Here is a 15852-nt window from a genome sequence, read left to right as displayed (position 1 = left end):
TTCTTATAAAATAAGTTAATTTACAGGTAAATGATAATATTAAAAATAATTGACAAAGCAAACATATGTTTGTATAATATTAATAATTTAATAGCTATTTTAAGAAAATTTCCTGTTTCTTATGTAATGATAAATTAAGATAACTAAAGTCAAGGTAAACAAAAATGAAACTAACTCAAAAAATAAGAATATTTCCAGATTCAGGGCAGGAGGAAATCTTATGGCAATTATCAGAGAAATGTAGATTGATTTATAATTTTGCGTTATCTGAGAGGATAGATTTATGGAAAAATAAGGGTGAATATGTTTCTTATTTCAAACAGCAAAATGACTTACCAAAAATAAAAGAGAGATATCCCGAATATAAATGGGTTTATAGTAAGGTGCTTCAATACACTCTGAAAACACTTGATGCAGATTATTGTTCTTTCTTTGCTTTACTTAAAAAAGGCGATAAAAAAGCAAGACCTCCTAAATTCAAGGGTAAAAAATATTTTACTACAATGGTTTATAACCAGAGCGGATTCAAGTTAAAAGATGGTTATGTTTTCCTCTCACAAAATTATAGTAAAACCCCTTTGAAGTTCAAGATTTCAGATAAATTCAAATTCAATGAGGTCTATCAGGTTTCAGTGTTTAAAAAGGATGATAAGTTCTATATCTCAATTACTTATAACAGACAAGTAAAAGATTATATTGATAACAATAAATATCAGGCTTTTGACTTAGGTATAATCAAACACACAGCAGTTAATTTAAATGCTAAGTTTATAGAGTTAAAGAACTCAAGAGTTGATAAATACTGGCAAAAGAAAATTCAAAGTATTCAGAGTAGAAGAGATCACTGTAAAAAGGGAAGCAGGAAATGGAATATTTTAAATAATAACCTGAAGCTTATGAAAAAGAAGTCTGCTAATCAAACAAAAGATTTTCAGCATAAGTTATCAAGAAAGATAATAGACAATACAAAAGCCAATACGATAATTGTTGGTGATTTATCTGTAAAAGATATGTCAAAGAAAAAGAAAGGTAAATCAAACCATAAAGGAACAAGAGGATTAAATAGAGCGATACAGAATACAGGAACTCTTGGAAGATTTGTTAGATTTCTAACCTATAAAGCAGAACTTATAGGTAAAAGAGTAATAGAAATCAACGAGAGAGACACCTCCAAAAAGTGTTGTGTATGTGGTAAGAAGCATGACATGCCACTATATAAAAGAGTTATAATATGTGATTGTGGAAACGAAATAGATAGAGATAAAAACTCAGCTATAAATATAATGTCTCGTTTCCTATCACAGAATGCCAAGTGGACAGGCTATCAGCAATTTGCTGATAATATGCGAAAAACAGGCTTGCCAATTCAGGCAATGTACTCGCATGAAGCCCTTTGCGAAAGCTAAGGGTAGTTCACTATGTAATAAAATAGGAACATGGCTTTTTTAAAATACAGAGAATGTTTTAGAATGTTAGTTTAAAAAATTAAATACAAAATAAATATACAAAAACTAAGGAACTCAATTTATTTTATATCACGAGGTTATAAGTATGAAAAAGAGATTAAATATTTTAATTACATCTGGACCTACAAGAGGACCAATTGATGAAATCCGATATATCACAAATAAATCCACTGGTAGATTAGGTACAGAGATTGCTAAAGAAGCACTTAATCAAGGAGCAGATGTTACTTTCATATATGGGAAGGGAAGTATAATTCCAGATGTAAAAGATATTGGAGAACAGTTATACTCACATTTAAAACTTATAGAAATTTTAACAGTTGATGATTTAATAAAATCTATAAATCAGGAGTTAAAGCAAAAACATTGTGATGTTGTAATTCACAGTATGGCAGTTTTAGATTATGTTCCAGATAAATATATAAGTGATAAAGTCACTTCTGGTAAGAATGAGTGGGTAATAAGGTTAATAAAAACTCCAAAAGTAATAGAGATAATAAAAAAAATTGATCCAAACATATTTCTCATAGGGTTTAAATTAGAGTTTAACAAAACCAAAGAAGAGTTAATTAAAATTGCTCATGAGGTATTAATAAAGAGTAATTCTGATTTGATGGTGGCAAACGATTTAAAAGATTTAGAAAAAGACAGGCACATAGCGTACTTTGTAGACAAAAATGGAAAAGTTATAGATGTTAAAAAGGGTAAAAAGAATATAGCTAAGAAACTAGTTAAATTTATATTTGAAGAATTAAGATAAAACTTATAAGATGTAGGGCAAGGCTTTAGCCTTGCTTAATAATGTAATCCTAAAGGGTTGCTTTACATAATTTAATGTAAATTATATTAATTATTAATTTATAAAATAATAAAGCCTGGAGGATAAAATGTTAAAAGGGAAAACTATAATTTTGGGAGTTACTGGCGGGATTTCTGCATATAAATCAGCAGCACTTGTGAGTAGATTAAAGGATCTGGGAGCGAATGTAGTAGTAATAATGACCAAAAATGCTACTGAGTTTATAACACCACTTACTCTTCAAACTCTATCCCAAAACACTGTATATATTGAAATGTTTAAACTGATTGAAAAAGCTGATATAAGACATGTATCCTTATCAAAAAAGGGAGATATTTTAGTAATAGCACCAGCAACAGCAGATATAATTGGGAAAATTGCTTCAGGAATTGCCGATGACCTTCTATCTTCAACAATTATGGCTTCAACATGTCCAAAACTTATTGCACCTGCTATGCATTCTTCAATGTATGAAAATCCTATAGTTCAACAAAATATTAAAAATTTAAAAGATTTAGGATTTGAATTTGTTGGTCCAGAAACTGGAAGGTTAGCAAGTGGAGATATGGGAATTGGTAGATTAGCAAAAATAGAAGATATCATTGATAAAATATTAAATATTTTTAAAATAGAAAAACCTTTAGATAAATAAGTTAGAGATAGAATTAATATTAGTCAGACATGGGGAAGTTAAAATAGATAATGAGGTTAAAAAAATTTTAGAAGTAAAATGTGCTGATAGGGATGCAACAGGACATATGAAATTAGATAGATTAGATAATATAGAACTAAGTGATTTAGGTAAGGAACAAGCCAATCTCTTAGGTAAATGGCTCCAAGGAGAATATAAGATTGATGTTTTTTATTCAAGTAAATTAAGAAGAGCTAAAGAAACCTCCGAAATTGTTAACAACTATTTAAATCTCCCGATAATTTTTAAAGATGAATTAAGAGAAGCAACATTTTATATTCCCGATTTTCTATCAGGTTGGTCTAGTCCATTTCAGTTTGGAAAAAATTTAGAAGACACAAATTCTATTGTAAAAGGTTTTATAAAAGAGGAAGATTTTAAAGTTGATAATTTAGAGCTAAAAAAAGATACATCTCTACAACCATATGAGATTTTTAAAAGCAAAATTGAAAAAATCATTAAAGAAATAATTGTTAAAAATTGGGATAAAACAATCTTAATAATTACTCACGGAGGAGTAATAGGTACAATAATAAGAAATATAATTGGAAGGCATGATATTACTATTAAAATGGATTTTACAGCAGTAAGTAAATTCTCCTGGATAAAAGAATATAATAGATGGCAAATTGATTTTGTAAACAGGACAGACCATCTTTTCCAATCAAATGGGTGAGATCTTGCAATATAATAAATAATATCAATTATTTAAAATTAAAGAAGGATAAATATATAGGTGCACAAGAAGAATTTTTTTAAATTTAAAAAGGAAAATACTAAAGCTGTTATTTTTGATTTGTGGGGAACGCTTGTAAAGGATGAAAGCATAGATGAGAGCAGGAAATTTCTCAATAAACTAAACAAGACATATCTATCTATAAAAAGTATAAACAGTGTATATAATTATTTATATAAATTAAGTAAAAAACCCTCAACCAAATTAAATATAGAATTACCAGTAAGAATAAATTTTATCTCTAAGTTTTTTAAAATTATAAAAATTGAATATCAAGAGAGTCTAAAAAGGCAGGAACAGATTGAATTAGACAAGGTTTTTAACAGAATTTTTAATTCATTTAATATAAAACTTAACAATAGCCAATTAACTGAAGTTTTAGGAGAGTATTATAAATCGTGGTCAAATATGACAAAATTATATGATGATGTACTACCCACCCTTGTCTACATTCATAATAAAGGTATCAAATTAGCTGTAATTTCTAATACCATATTTGAAGGAAAACTTCATGATAGTGACTTAAAAAGGTTAGGAATATTTAAATATTTTGACTTTACTATTTACTCATCAGATGTTGGGGTAAGGAAACCAGATTCAAAAATTTTTAAAGTTGTATTAGAAAAATTGAAAGTCTCACCAGATGAGGCTATTTTTGTTGGTGACAGATTATATGATGATATAAAAGGAGCTAAAAGTGTGGGAATGACAGCTGTACTGAAGGAGAAGAGACCCTATACAGGTGAAGAAGAAATAGTACCTGATTTAGTTATAAAGAATATATCAGATTTAAAATTATATATATAAAACAAAAAATGAGAATAGATATTGAAGGATTTTCTCATTTAATTATTCTATTTATGTCTTTATTCGTATGTATTAACATATGAGTTTATATCTCTTATTTTCTTTTCTCTCGATTTATATAGTGGATAACCAACAGCAAGAATTGATACTAATTGATCTTTACTTTTTAAAATCTCTTTTATTTCAGCTTCTTTTAGTACTGATATACCCATCCATACAGATCCTATTCCCATTGAATGAAGTAATAGTTGGATACTATATATAGAATTCGAGATGCTCTCTATCTCCATATCATGTACAAACTGATAAGCAATATCACTTTTTTCGTGATTACCCTTTTTATAGTCTCCCAGCATATTTAACAAAGGTCGAGTATTCCAGGCTACTATAATTAATGATGCTTTCGTAATAACCTTTTTAGCCATAAGCATTATTAGTCTAACTCGCAATTTATTAGGAAAGCTAACACCATTTGTTAATTTTTTATCTAATTTTCCATCATGAACTTTAGCAATTCTATTTTTTAAATTTTTATTGTATATAACATCAAACCTCCAGGGTCTTGAGTTGTGAGCAGATGGTGATAAATCTGCAACTTCAATAGCTCTAAATATCTTTTCTTTTTCAACCTCTTTATCTGCAAATTTCCTTACACTTCTTCTACTTAGCAACGTTTCTTGTAACTCCATTTCACTACCTTTCAATATAAAAAAATTAATATTTTAAGTATTAGTATCAAATTGGAAAGGGGTTAAAAATTTTAAGAGTAATAATTAATTATGAGAGTTAGAAAGTAATAAAATTGATCAGGGGATTTTTGATTCTAAAATCCAGTACCTAATTTTATTTGCAGCTTTTATTCTTAATTCTTTAGCCAACTCTTCAGAAGATATTAGTTTTTCTAATGCTTTATTCCATGCACCTGATTCAATATATTCATGTAATATTTTTGTTCTCTCTAAAATTATTGCGTTTTCAGGGCTTACAAGTCTGCATGCTCCACAGTATAAGCACCAATTATCTTCCAATTTTAATTTACCCTCTTTCTCATTGTATATAATTGCTTTAGTAGGACATACATCAGCTGCAGCTTTAAATCCTTTAGACATTAGTTCATAATTTATAGATATTTTTCCTTCAATAGGTTTTGTAACTTTTATAGCATTATAAGGGCAGTCATAAACACATTTTGAGCAATAAGTACATTTTATTTCATCTATCTTTACATCTGTTATCTTCTTAATTTTTTCTATTTTTTTCTTTTTCTCTTGAGATTCCGTTAACTTTCTTTCTTTCTCTGAACCTTCAGTCTTCTCCTCTTTTTTAGAAACTTCAATTTCTTTTTCATATATAACTTCTATAGCTTCAAATGGACACCCTTCTTGACAGGCAAGTTTACAATCAGGTATACATTTTTTAACATCTACTTCTATCTCCTTAATCAAAGTAGGGAATGCTTCTAAATCTATTGAGGGAATTGATTCTTTATCATTTACTTCTAATTTAAATGCATTATATGGACAGAGGATTACACATTCTCCACAATATATACATTTACTTGGGTCAGCATCAATTTTTGGCTTTTCAATTAATGAGCCATTCTCAATTTTTGCATCTATTAAACTAAGAGCTTCCTTGGGACATATTAATGTACATATCTCACATCCACAGCATAGTTCTTTATCCAGTGTAAGCAAATAGGTTTTTGTGATTGTTTTCATCTCAAGTATTAACTTATCTCTCTTATCTATCTTTACAGGAGTTCCCCTTTTCAAATTAAAACCTCCAAAAAATTATTAAAATTTATTAAAAATGATTTTTATATGATTTTATTAAGTGCTGAATCAACTTTCACTCTATGAAGATTAAAACCTAATTGTTTTATATCAACTCCAAGCGCAAGACAAAGTAATTCAGGGTAATAAAAAGTAGGTAAATTATATTTTTTATTAAATTTTCTCTCTACTACCTGCTGATTTCTATCAAATTGTGTCTGACAAAATGGACATAATGTTACAATACAATCTGCTTTGGATTCTTTTATATTATCCAAATTTTCCTTAGCAATTTTTAGTGATAGTTCCATATTTACTCCTAATAAAGGAGCACCACAGCAAAACATTTTCCTCATTCTGGGAACACTATCAGCACCTAAAGCAGTAATTAATTCATCTAAACTTTTTGGATTTTCTGGGTCATCAAAATTCATTATTTCACTGGGTCTAACTAAATGGCATCCATAAAATGCTGCAACTTTTAATCCATACAAAGGTTTTTTTATTATATGAGATATTTGAGCAGGTGCTATATCTAAATATAAAACTTCTGCAATATGTTTAACCACAGTGTTTCCATTATATTTTCTATTAGAGGATGATAATATTTCATTCACCTTTTCTAAAAGATTTTTATCTTCTGTTAAATAATGGCTTGTCTCTTTTAATGTCTCATAACATCCATTGCAAAGGGTAAGAATATCTTTCCCCAATTCTTGAGCAATAGAGAGATTTCTTGCTCCTATAGAAAGCCAGGTTAGCTCACTTACCGCCTTTATTCCTACTGGGTCTGGACAACAGGAAAAATCATCAGTTTCTGTTGTTTCAACCCCTAAAATTTCTAACGATTTTCTTGCAGCTATTTCCATATAGGGAAGGGAGGTTGGTATTAAACAACCTTTAAATAATAAATAATCCTTATTTTTGTTTTTTGTCTTATTATCTACTTTAGATGTTTTTGCTACTTTCATATCTGTTCTTTAAAAAATGAAAACTCTTTAAATTTCCCTTTTTACTCTTTTTCTAAAAACAAATTTGAGCCAGTTTCTTCTAAGATTTTATTGATTTCTTTTTCTACGGAAACTTGGGATATTTTTGGCAAATTTAAAATATCCCTTCTTCTTTCTGAAGCTGAGCTAACAGAAGATGTTCTACCTGTTTTAGCTATCATTTTAAGTTCATTTATATATCCCTCTGGAATATCTCTAACTTTTGCTGCAATATTTTTTAATTTAGCTATAATCTCAGAGACAAGTATTTTTTGGGGACATCTTTCAAGGCAAGTGTGGCAATAACAACAGAACCAGAGCAGATCATTAGTAATAATATCTTTTATCTCTCCTCGAGAGAGTGCTAATATAATCTTTCTTGGATTAAAATTTTCATTTACCCAAGCTACTGGACACCCTCCAACACAGGTGCCACATTGATAACAGACCTGAACTTTCTTTTGAAAATCCTCTCCTCCAATTTCTTCTATCAACTTTTTCAAATCTTTTTCAATCTTCATATTCAAATCCTAAAAATATAAAACAATAAGTATTAAGCTTCTACTTCTGTACTTTTATTAGTTTCTATTTTATCTTTTTACCAGCTTCTAAAATTTTGGATACATCTGGATCTTCTCTGAAAGCTTTTATTCTTTTTTCCAATTCAGGTTTTGCCTTTTTATTTTCCTCCTGTATTTTTTTAATTCCTATTGATTTAAGAGTTTCACTCAACTCTTTCATAACTTTCGAGAAAGTTTGCCCCTCAGCTGCACTCATCCATTCAACTCTGAATCTTTCTGGTGAAATACCCGCTCTCTCTAAAATCTTTGGTACAGCTTTAAGTCTTCTTTCAGCATGCTGTTGACCAGTTATGTAGTGACAATCTTGGCGATGGCAACCAGAAGCAAGAACCATACCCGCACTCATCCTGAAAGCTTCATAAATAAATTTTCTATCTAACCTACCAGAGCACATAACCTTTATTATTCTATTATCAGGTGGATATTTGAAGCGGCTTGTACCAGCAGTATCAGCAGCGCCAAAACTACACCAATGGCAGGTGAAGACTAATATCTTTTCTTCAGGTTTTTCTCTTAATATGGCATGAATTTGAGCTACAATCTGTGCATCTGTATAATGCATCTGTGTTATTGCACCTTCTGGGCAATCAGCAACACAGGTTCCACAACCATGGCACTTTGCACCAATTACATATGCTGGTTTACCTTCAGGAGCGATAATTGCTCCATACGGACATCTTGTTTCACATATAGCACACTTTTTCCTGACATTTCTACATTTATCAGCATCAACAAATGCTATTAGAGGTTCAATCTCCCACTCTGGGCTGGACAAAATCCTACTCGCTCTTGAGGAAGCAGCACTACCCTGAGCAACACTATAGGGGATATCCTTTGGTCCTTGAGCAGATCCTGCTAAGAAAACCCCTTCTGTAGGAGTATCTATTGGTTTTAATTTCGGATGGCTCTCCATATAGAAACCACTTGTACCACTAGTTACTCCAAGTTTACTTCCCAATGTTCTAGAATCTGGTCGAGGTTCAGCAGCCGTAGATAATATTACAATATCTGCCTCATCTCTAATTGCCTTTCCTTTAGCCAGGTCTTCAGAATAAATGAATAGATTATGATTATTAGGATCTTGTGCTATCTCTGAGGGCTTACCCTGAATAAATTTTATTCCCTCTTCCCTTGCTCTTTTATAGAACTCCTCATATCCTTTGGCTGGAGTTCTTATATCCATATAATACACAGAGATATCTAAATCAGGATATTTCTCTCTCATAATAAGTGAATTTTTTATTGTATACATACAGCAAAATCCTGAGCAGTATTCGTGAATATCATCCCTTGACCCAACACACTGGATAAATGCCACTTTCCCTGGAATCTTCATATCTGAGGGTCTGTATAATTTTCCCGTTGTTGGACCACTTTCATCAAGAAGTCTCTCTAATTCTAAAGCAGTCAAAACATTTGGATATCTTCCATATCCATACTGTTGTATCGGGGTTGGATCATAAATATCATATCCTGTAGCTACTATAATAATTCCAACATCCAACTCTGTTATTTCTTCCTTCTGTGAAAAATCTATAGCCTCAAGCTTACCACATGCCTTGACACATTTATAACATTCAATACAGGCGTCCATATCTATTGTATAAACCAAAGGAACTGCTTGAGCAAATGGAACATATATTGCTTTTCTTGTCGTGGTACCTTCATCAAATTCATTTGGAACTTCTATAGGACAGACATCAACACAAAGACCACAACCAGTACATTTATCAGCTATAACATATTGAGGTTTTTTCTTTATCTTTACTTTGAAATTTCCAACAAAACCGCTTACTTCTTCTACTTCACTATATGAAAAGATTCTAATCTTCGGGTGACGCGCCGCGTCAACCATCTTTGGGGCTAAAATTCATATAGAGCAGTCCATGGTGGGGAATGTTTTATCAAGTTGTGCCATTCTACCACCAATTGATGGCTCTTTTTCTATAAGATAGGTTTCATATCCCATATCACCAAGATCTAAAGCAGCACTGATTCCTGCAATACCTGCTCCAATTACTAAAGCTTTATTTGTTACGGGAACTTTTATAGTTTCGAGTGGTGATAGATACCTTGCCTTAGCTACAGCGGAACGAATCAAATCAAATGCTTTCTCAAAAGCTTCTTCTGGATAATCAGGATGAACCCAAGTACAATGTTCTCTTATATTTGCCATCTCCATTAAATATGAATTTAACCCTGCTTCGTAAACACAAACTCTAAATGTAGGTTCATGTAATCTTGGAGAACAGGCTGAGACTACAACCCTGTTGAGGTTATATTCCTTTATACTCTCTTTTATCAATATCTGGCCAGGATCTGAACAAGCATATCCATGATCTTTAGCAAATACAACACCAGGAAGTTCTAAAGCCATCTCAGCCAATTTTTTGGGATCTATTACTCCTGCAATATTTGAACCACAATGGCATACAAAAACCCCTATTCTTAAATCCTCTTTCACATTCTCCTCTTTTAAAAGTTTAATAATTTTTCAATAACACAATCATTAGTTTTATTAGCTCTTTGCTAATTCTTCTAAGAGTTTTCCTACAACCCCTCTTCTCATTTTCTGTGCAACTTCTTCTGGAGTTGAGAGAGTGAGAGCTTCTTTAGGACAGAATTCAATACATTTTGGTGTTTCTAAATCTTTACACAAATCACATATTCTAACTGTTTTTTCCGCAGCATCTAATGTAATAGCTCCGAATTCACATGCTTCAATACACCAACCACATCCATCACACTTATCATCATCAATAATAATTAGTCCAGTATCATCACTTTGGGTGAGTGCTTTATGAGGACATGATGCAACACATGGTGGGTCTTCACAAAGCCTACATGCAACTGACATTGTTAAGACTGGTTCTATTCTAACATTACGTATCCTTGATTTAAGTGGATTAAATGCCCCTGTTTTTTCAAGTGAGCATATAAATTCACACCATTGACATCCAACACATTTATCTGGATCACAAACTATATATCTATGTTTTCCTAGGTGCTCCATTAGACTCCCACCTCCTCTGCTATATCGTCTAAGCCTAATTCAATCAACTTCTCCTTAGGTATCATACCTTCCTTTGTCCAACCTCTTGCTTTATAATAAGCATCCTTTAAGAATTCTAAGTTTTTCTTTTCTATTAAGTGTCCCTTTGCAACTCCCTCTGGAATAGGGTCTTTCATAATCCTTGGAGGGAGAGTATCATCTTTTCTTGTCCAACCCTCTCTTATATTAAATGCTTTTTTAAGATTCCATATTCTTTCTCCAGTCTTCTCCAACTCATCTGGTGTCATCTCTATACCTGTTGTAAGAGTATATAAATCGCTTGCCTCCTTATAATAATCCTCGAAACATCCTCTTATGAATTTACAGAGTACAATTGAATCAAAAGTAGCTGCATAATTTTCTCTTTCTGCAGCATATTTCCCTTTTTCTTTATCATATGTGAATCTATCTGTCCATCCTTTTATATCAGCTTCATAAGCTCCGGATCTATTATGACAAGGACCTCTTGTACCTACAGCACATCCTAAAGCAAAAGTTTTAAGTCCTCTTGGGTCATATCCTGCACATTCCAAGCCTTTCACATGCATTGCAAAATGCTTGGAGCCCTTACCAATTTTTTCTGAAGCTCTCTTAACTCCCTCTGCCAAAAGGTCACCAATTCCCTCTCTCTTGGCAATCTTCTCAATTAATTTTGTATAGGCTTCATGATTTCCAAACTTTAAATCTAATCCACCTACATCTTTTTTGGTAAATATCCCTTTCTCATAACATTCCATAGCCCACGCAACTGTTACACCAGTACTCATAGTATCCATTCCATAAGTGTCACATAATTCACAAGCTTTGATAATTGCTGGCATATAATCGATACCACAACATGGTCCTAAAGCAAAAAGAGATTCATATTCCATTTTGGTTCTTGCACCTTTATAAGGTCCATCCTCAACCTTGGCAATATGTTCACAAGCTATGGGACATCCAGAACATGCCACAGTTTTTTCTACATAATGTTCATGCAGATATTCACCACTTACCAACTCTGCTTTTTCAAAGGTTGCTGACTGGAAATTTCTAGTAGGTAAAGTTGCCAATCTATTCATAACAAGTACATTTGCGGGAGTACCAAGAACTCTATATTTTTCAGTTGGAGTTCCCTGTGCTATTTTCATGAGATCAAAACACTTTTTAGATAGTTCTTCTGGATTAGCTACATTTATAGGTTTTGACCCTCTTATTGCAATAGCTTTTAAATTCTTTGACCCCATTACTGCTCCCTGACCTGTTCTTCCCGCTTTTCTTCCTCTATCATTAGAGATACAAGCAAACCTAACAAGATTTTCTCCTGCTAATCCGATGGAACTTACTCTTACATTTTGATCTCCTATTTCACCTCTTATTCTTTCCTCTGTTTCAAAGCAACCTAATCCAGCAAGATACTCAGCATTTTTAAAGTGAACATCATCATCATCAATGAAAAGATATATTGGTTCTTTACTTTTTCCTTTTATAACAATCCCATCATATCCAGCTCTTTTTATTACTTGGGACCAATAACTTGATGACAAAGAATCTCCAAGGAATCCTGTAAGTGGTGATTTAGATGCTACTCCGTGTTTTGTACCAACAGGGACTATTGTTCCACCAAAAGCGCTTGATGCAAAAACTAAAACATTTTCAGGGCCTAATGGATCAACTCCTGGTTTTATATTGTCATATAAGAGTTTTGAAGCTAAACCTACACCACCCAGATATTTTTTTAAGAATTCTTCACTAACGGTTTGAACAGATGTTTCTTTAGTGGAGAGATCAATATGTAAGATTCTTCCACTATATGAGTGCATAATTTACCTCCTTGTATGTTAAAATGATTTAATTAATTTAAAGATAGTTAGTTGTAATTAATAATAAAAAAAATTAAATATTGTAAAGTGGATTTTAAAATTTGACTAAATTAATTTCATTTAATGATTTATCTAAACTAAATTAAATTGTATAAAATTAAATTTTAACCACCAACAGTTGCAAATAATAGAAGCAGTCTATCACCCTCCTTTAATTCATATCCTAAATCGCTTATTGCTTGTTTCCCATCTAAATTAAACATGTATGGAGCAATTGTTTTAAAGGTTTTTTCTTTAATTACTGTTCCTAAAAGTTTGGGGTATTTTTTCACTAATTCTTTAGTTAAGTTTTTGAGGGTATTTTTATCTTTTAATTCTATTTCAACTATTTTTTTTCCAATAATTCGTTTTGCAAGTCCAAAGAGCTCAACACTTATTTTCAATCTGTCACATCTCCTTTTAAGAAATTCATAACATAATGCTTATTCTTACAAAATTTTAGATGATTTTACTCTTTAGTAAGCATCATTTTTAATCAAGCATTATTTATTCTAATAAATTATAGCAGATAATGAAAAATAGTCTGCAAAAAACAAGAATTATACTGATTTAAGATATAATAAGTTAATTATTTTGTCAAAGTTTTTTTAAAGTTTTTTTATGGACTAAAATGGGGAGGTTAGATGTATATATCTGTGATAGGAGCAAGTAAGTGTAGTAAAGATATATATAAATTAGCTTATGAAGTAGGAAGAGAAGTTGCAAAGAAAAAAGCGATACTTATTTGTGGAGGATTGGGTGGTGTCATGGACGCTTCAGCTAAAGGAGCTAAGGAAGCAGGAGGAATAACAGTTGGTATATTACCGGGTGATACGAGAACAGGTGCAAGCAAGTATCTTGATATATCGCTTCCTACTGGAATGAGTGAAGCAAGAAATGTATTAGTTGTAAAAGCAGCAAATGTTGTTATTGCAATTGGGGGAGAGTATGGAACATTATCTGAAATTGCCCATGCTCTTAAAATGGGTACGCCAGTAATTGGGTTAAAAACGTGGGATATTGGCAAAGATGAGTTTGGTGTATCAAGAATAATAAGAGTGGATGACCCAATATCTGCTGTAGAAAAAGCATACGAACTAGCAAAATAGTGAACAGTAAATGGAATTGTCATTCTTAAGACTTTAACTCACTAACGATATTAGCTATTTTCATCTAATCAGGCATTTTTGCACATAATTCTCTAATATCTTTTTAAATTTCAGCATCTGGTCATCAGAAAATTGATTCTCTTTTAAAAATTTCAAATCCAATGTTTTTGAAGGATAAAATTTTTGTAAAATGAATAATTTAGCTCCATTAACTAGTTTTCCTATTTTATGAATTTCATCCTCATTATGAAACTTTGGTAAAACTGTTGTCCTGAACTCATAATTAATTTTGGTATCAGGAGATTTATAATAAGTTTTTTTATTTAGAATATCTTTTGTCTTACTACTCTTATCTAAACTGAGTATTATATTAATGCTGTCTTTTATATTCTCTAAATTAACTTTAGTTGTAACTATCTCTTCATATCTATCCAGTGATCCTTTAATATCCATTGCTATATAGTTTAAAAGATTATCTTTAATTAATCTATTCAGTATATTTGGATACGTTCCATTTGTGTCTAATTTAATTAAAAAACCCATTGATTTTAACTTTGAAATGAATTGATAAAGATCTTTATGAAGTGTCGGTTCACCACCACTTATTACAACAGCGTCAAGTTTTTCCCTTCTACTTTCTAAAAACTCAAATACATTATTTTCTGGGATTTTTTCTGGATAAAGTCCTGGATTGACTAATTCAGGATTATGACAAAATGGACACCTGAAATTGCAGCCAATAGTAAAAATTATGGCACTTATTTTATGGGGATAATCAATGAGTGAAAATTTTTGCAGTCCACCAATAATCATTTTATTTTATATTACTTACTTTTTATCTATTACAAAGGTTTTGCGGTCTTTAAATTCTGATCTCTTTCCTTTATTCCATTGTTTAATAGGTCTTATATATCCAACTACTCTGGAATAAACTTCAGTAATTGCTCCACATTCTGGACAAGTTTCATGCTCACCAGACAAATAACCATCTTGTGGACAGATACTAAAGGTAGGAGTAATTGTAAAATAAGGAAGTCTATAATTTTCTGCAACTTTTTTTACTAATATTTTAGAACTCTCACCATCAGGCAATTTTTCTCCAACAAAGCCATGAAAAACAGTGCCACCAGTATATTTGGTTTGAAGTTCATCTTGCAAATCTAAAGCTTCAAAGATGTCATCAGTATATCCAACAGGAAGCTGTGTTGAATTTGTATAATAAGGCGCTGCTCCATTTTTAAGAGTTTCCTCATTTGCGCAAATAATCTCTGGAAATTTTTCCTTATCAGTTTTTGCAAGTCTAAAGGTTGCACCTTCACCAGGAGTTGCTTCAAGATTATAAATATTGTCAGTCTCATTTTGATAATCCATAAGCTTTTCTCTCATAAAATCCAAAACTTTTATGGAAAAATCTCTACCTTCCTGGGTTGTGATATCTTTTCCTAAAAAGTTTAAACATGCTTCATTCATTCCGATTAAACCGATTGTTGAGAAATGATTTCTCCAGTAGCCTCCAAATCTTTTTTTGATTGAATTAAGATAATATTTTGCATATGGATATAAATTATTTTCTGTGAATCTTTCCAATACTTTTCTTTTGATCTCAAGACTCTTTTTTGCCAGATCCATTTTTTCTTTAAGTCTATTAAAGAACTCCTTTTCATCTTTTGAAAAGTACCCAATTCTTGGCATATTAATTGTCACAACTCCAGAACTGCCTGTAAGAGGATTTGCCCCAAAAAATCCACCACCTCTTTTTCTTAATTCTCTCTGATCAATTCTAAGCCGACAACACATGCTGGTTGCATCTTCAGGTTTCATGTCAGAATTTATAAAATTAGCAAAATATGGTGTACCATATTTAGAAGTCATATTCCATATTGGTTCCAATGTAGGGTTATCCCAAGCAAAATCTTCAGTAATATTGTATGTAGGAATAGGAAAGGTAAATACTCTTCCTTTTGCATCGCCTTCTGACATAACTTCTGCAAATGCTTTGTTAAAGA

Annotated in this window: 16 protein-coding genes; 6 read left to right on the top strand and 10 right to left on the bottom strand. The window is 31.5% G+C overall.

Translation table 11 applies throughout. From position 1 onward, the window contains the following. The first annotated feature begins 164 nt into the window (after positions 1 to 164). From KKC53_01080 to KKC53_01060, 5 genes are all read left to right on the top strand, one after another. Complete coding sequence (locus KKC53_01080; GenBank protein ID MBU2597767.1) at positions 165 to 1406, top strand: transposase; 1242 nt, start codon at positions 165 to 167, stop codon at positions 1404 to 1406. Positions 1407 to 1551: 145 nt separating this feature from the next. Then, positions 1552 to 2226 (top strand): phosphopantothenate--cysteine ligase, encoded by a 675-nt coding sequence (locus KKC53_01075; GenBank protein MBU2597766.1) that lies wholly within the window; start codon positions 1552 to 1554, stop codon positions 2224 to 2226. Between the two features lie 127 nt (positions 2227 to 2353). After that, positions 2354 to 2917 (top strand): bifunctional phosphopantothenoylcysteine decarboxylase/phosphopantothenate--cysteine ligase CoaBC, encoded by a 564-nt coding sequence (gene coaBC / locus KKC53_01070; GenBank protein MBU2597765.1) that lies wholly within the window; start codon positions 2354 to 2356, stop codon positions 2915 to 2917. A gap of 106 nt (positions 2918 to 3023) precedes the next feature. Beyond that, positions 3024 to 3632: a histidine phosphatase family protein gene (locus KKC53_01065; protein ID MBU2597764.1), complete on the top strand. Its 609-nt coding sequence runs from the start codon at positions 3024 to 3026 to the stop codon at positions 3630 to 3632. 60 nt (positions 3633 to 3692) lie between these two features. Further along, positions 3693 to 4499, top strand: coding sequence for an HAD family hydrolase (locus tag KKC53_01060; protein MBU2597763.1), 807 nt, complete (start codon positions 3693 to 3695; stop codon positions 4497 to 4499). A 59-nt stretch (positions 4500 to 4558) separates the two neighbouring features. Here KKC53_01060 and KKC53_01055 read toward each other — a convergent pair whose 3' ends face one another. The 8 genes from KKC53_01055 to KKC53_01020 all read right to left on the bottom strand — a co-directional run bounded on the left by KKC53_01055 (position 4559) and on the right by KKC53_01020 (position 13141). Then, positions 4559 to 5188 (bottom strand): nitroreductase family protein, encoded by a 630-nt coding sequence (locus KKC53_01055; protein ID MBU2597762.1) that lies wholly within the window; start codon positions 5186 to 5188, stop codon positions 4559 to 4561. Between the two features lie 117 nt (positions 5189 to 5305). Beyond that, the gene (locus KKC53_01050) at positions 5306 to 6274 is read right to left on the bottom strand and encodes a 4Fe-4S dicluster domain-containing protein (protein ID MBU2597761.1); all 969 of its coding nucleotides are present in this window, start codon (positions 6272 to 6274) and stop codon (positions 5306 to 5308) included. Positions 6275 to 6318: 44 nt separating this feature from the next. After that, positions 6319 to 7245, bottom strand: a complete 927-nt coding sequence (locus tag KKC53_01045) for a CoB--CoM heterodisulfide reductase iron-sulfur subunit B family protein (GenBank protein ID MBU2597760.1) — start codon at positions 7243 to 7245, stop codon at positions 6319 to 6321. Positions 7246 to 7286: 41 nt separating this feature from the next. Continuing rightward, on the bottom strand, positions 7287 to 7784 hold the full coding sequence (locus tag KKC53_01040; GenBank protein MBU2597759.1) for a 4Fe-4S dicluster domain-containing protein: 498 nt from the start codon (positions 7782 to 7784) through the stop codon (positions 7287 to 7289). A 64-nt stretch (positions 7785 to 7848) separates the two neighbouring features. Then, a complete protein-coding gene (locus tag KKC53_01035; GenBank protein ID MBU2597758.1) occupies positions 7849 to 10221 on the bottom strand; it encodes a hydrogenase iron-sulfur subunit in 2373 nt (790 codons plus the stop codon). A gap of 141 nt (positions 10222 to 10362) precedes the next feature. Further along, complete coding sequence (locus KKC53_01030; protein ID MBU2597757.1) at positions 10363 to 10857, bottom strand: 4Fe-4S dicluster domain-containing protein; 495 nt, start codon at positions 10855 to 10857, stop codon at positions 10363 to 10365. Further along, a complete protein-coding gene (locus tag KKC53_01025) occupies positions 10857 to 12698 on the bottom strand; it encodes an aldehyde ferredoxin oxidoreductase family protein (GenBank protein MBU2597756.1) in 1842 nt (613 codons plus the stop codon). Before KKC53_01025 ends, KKC53_01030 begins: the two co-directional genes overlap by 1 nt. A gap of 164 nt (positions 12699 to 12862) precedes the next feature. Further along, a complete protein-coding gene (locus KKC53_01020; GenBank protein ID MBU2597755.1) occupies positions 12863 to 13141 on the bottom strand; it encodes a MoaD/ThiS family protein in 279 nt (92 codons plus the stop codon). Between the two features lie 240 nt (positions 13142 to 13381). On the opposite strand from KKC53_01020, the gene KKC53_01015 reads away from it, so the two are divergent. Beyond that, positions 13382 to 13846 carry a TIGR00725 family protein gene (locus KKC53_01015; protein ID MBU2597754.1) on the top strand — a complete coding sequence of 155 codons (465 nt, stop codon included), beginning with the start codon at positions 13382 to 13384 and terminating at the stop codon, positions 13844 to 13846. A 60-nt stretch (positions 13847 to 13906) separates the two neighbouring features. Here the strand turns inward: KKC53_01015 and KKC53_01010 are convergent, their stop codons facing one another. Both KKC53_01010 and KKC53_01005 read right to left on the bottom strand, forming a co-directional pair. Further along, on the bottom strand, positions 13907 to 14659 hold the full coding sequence (locus tag KKC53_01010) for an anaerobic ribonucleoside-triphosphate reductase activating protein (protein MBU2597753.1): 753 nt from the start codon (positions 14657 to 14659) through the stop codon (positions 13907 to 13909). 15 nt (positions 14660 to 14674) lie between these two features. Next, positions 14675 to 15852: ribonucleoside triphosphate reductase (locus tag KKC53_01005; protein MBU2597752.1), on the bottom strand; the 1178-nt coding region annotated here is incomplete at its 5' end.

The organism is Actinomycetota bacterium, from assembly GCA_018830725.1.
Lineage (GTDB): Bacteria > Actinomycetota > Humimicrobiia > JAHJRV01 > JAHJRV01 > JAHJRV01.
This window is presented reverse-complemented; position numbering and strand designations above follow the sequence as displayed.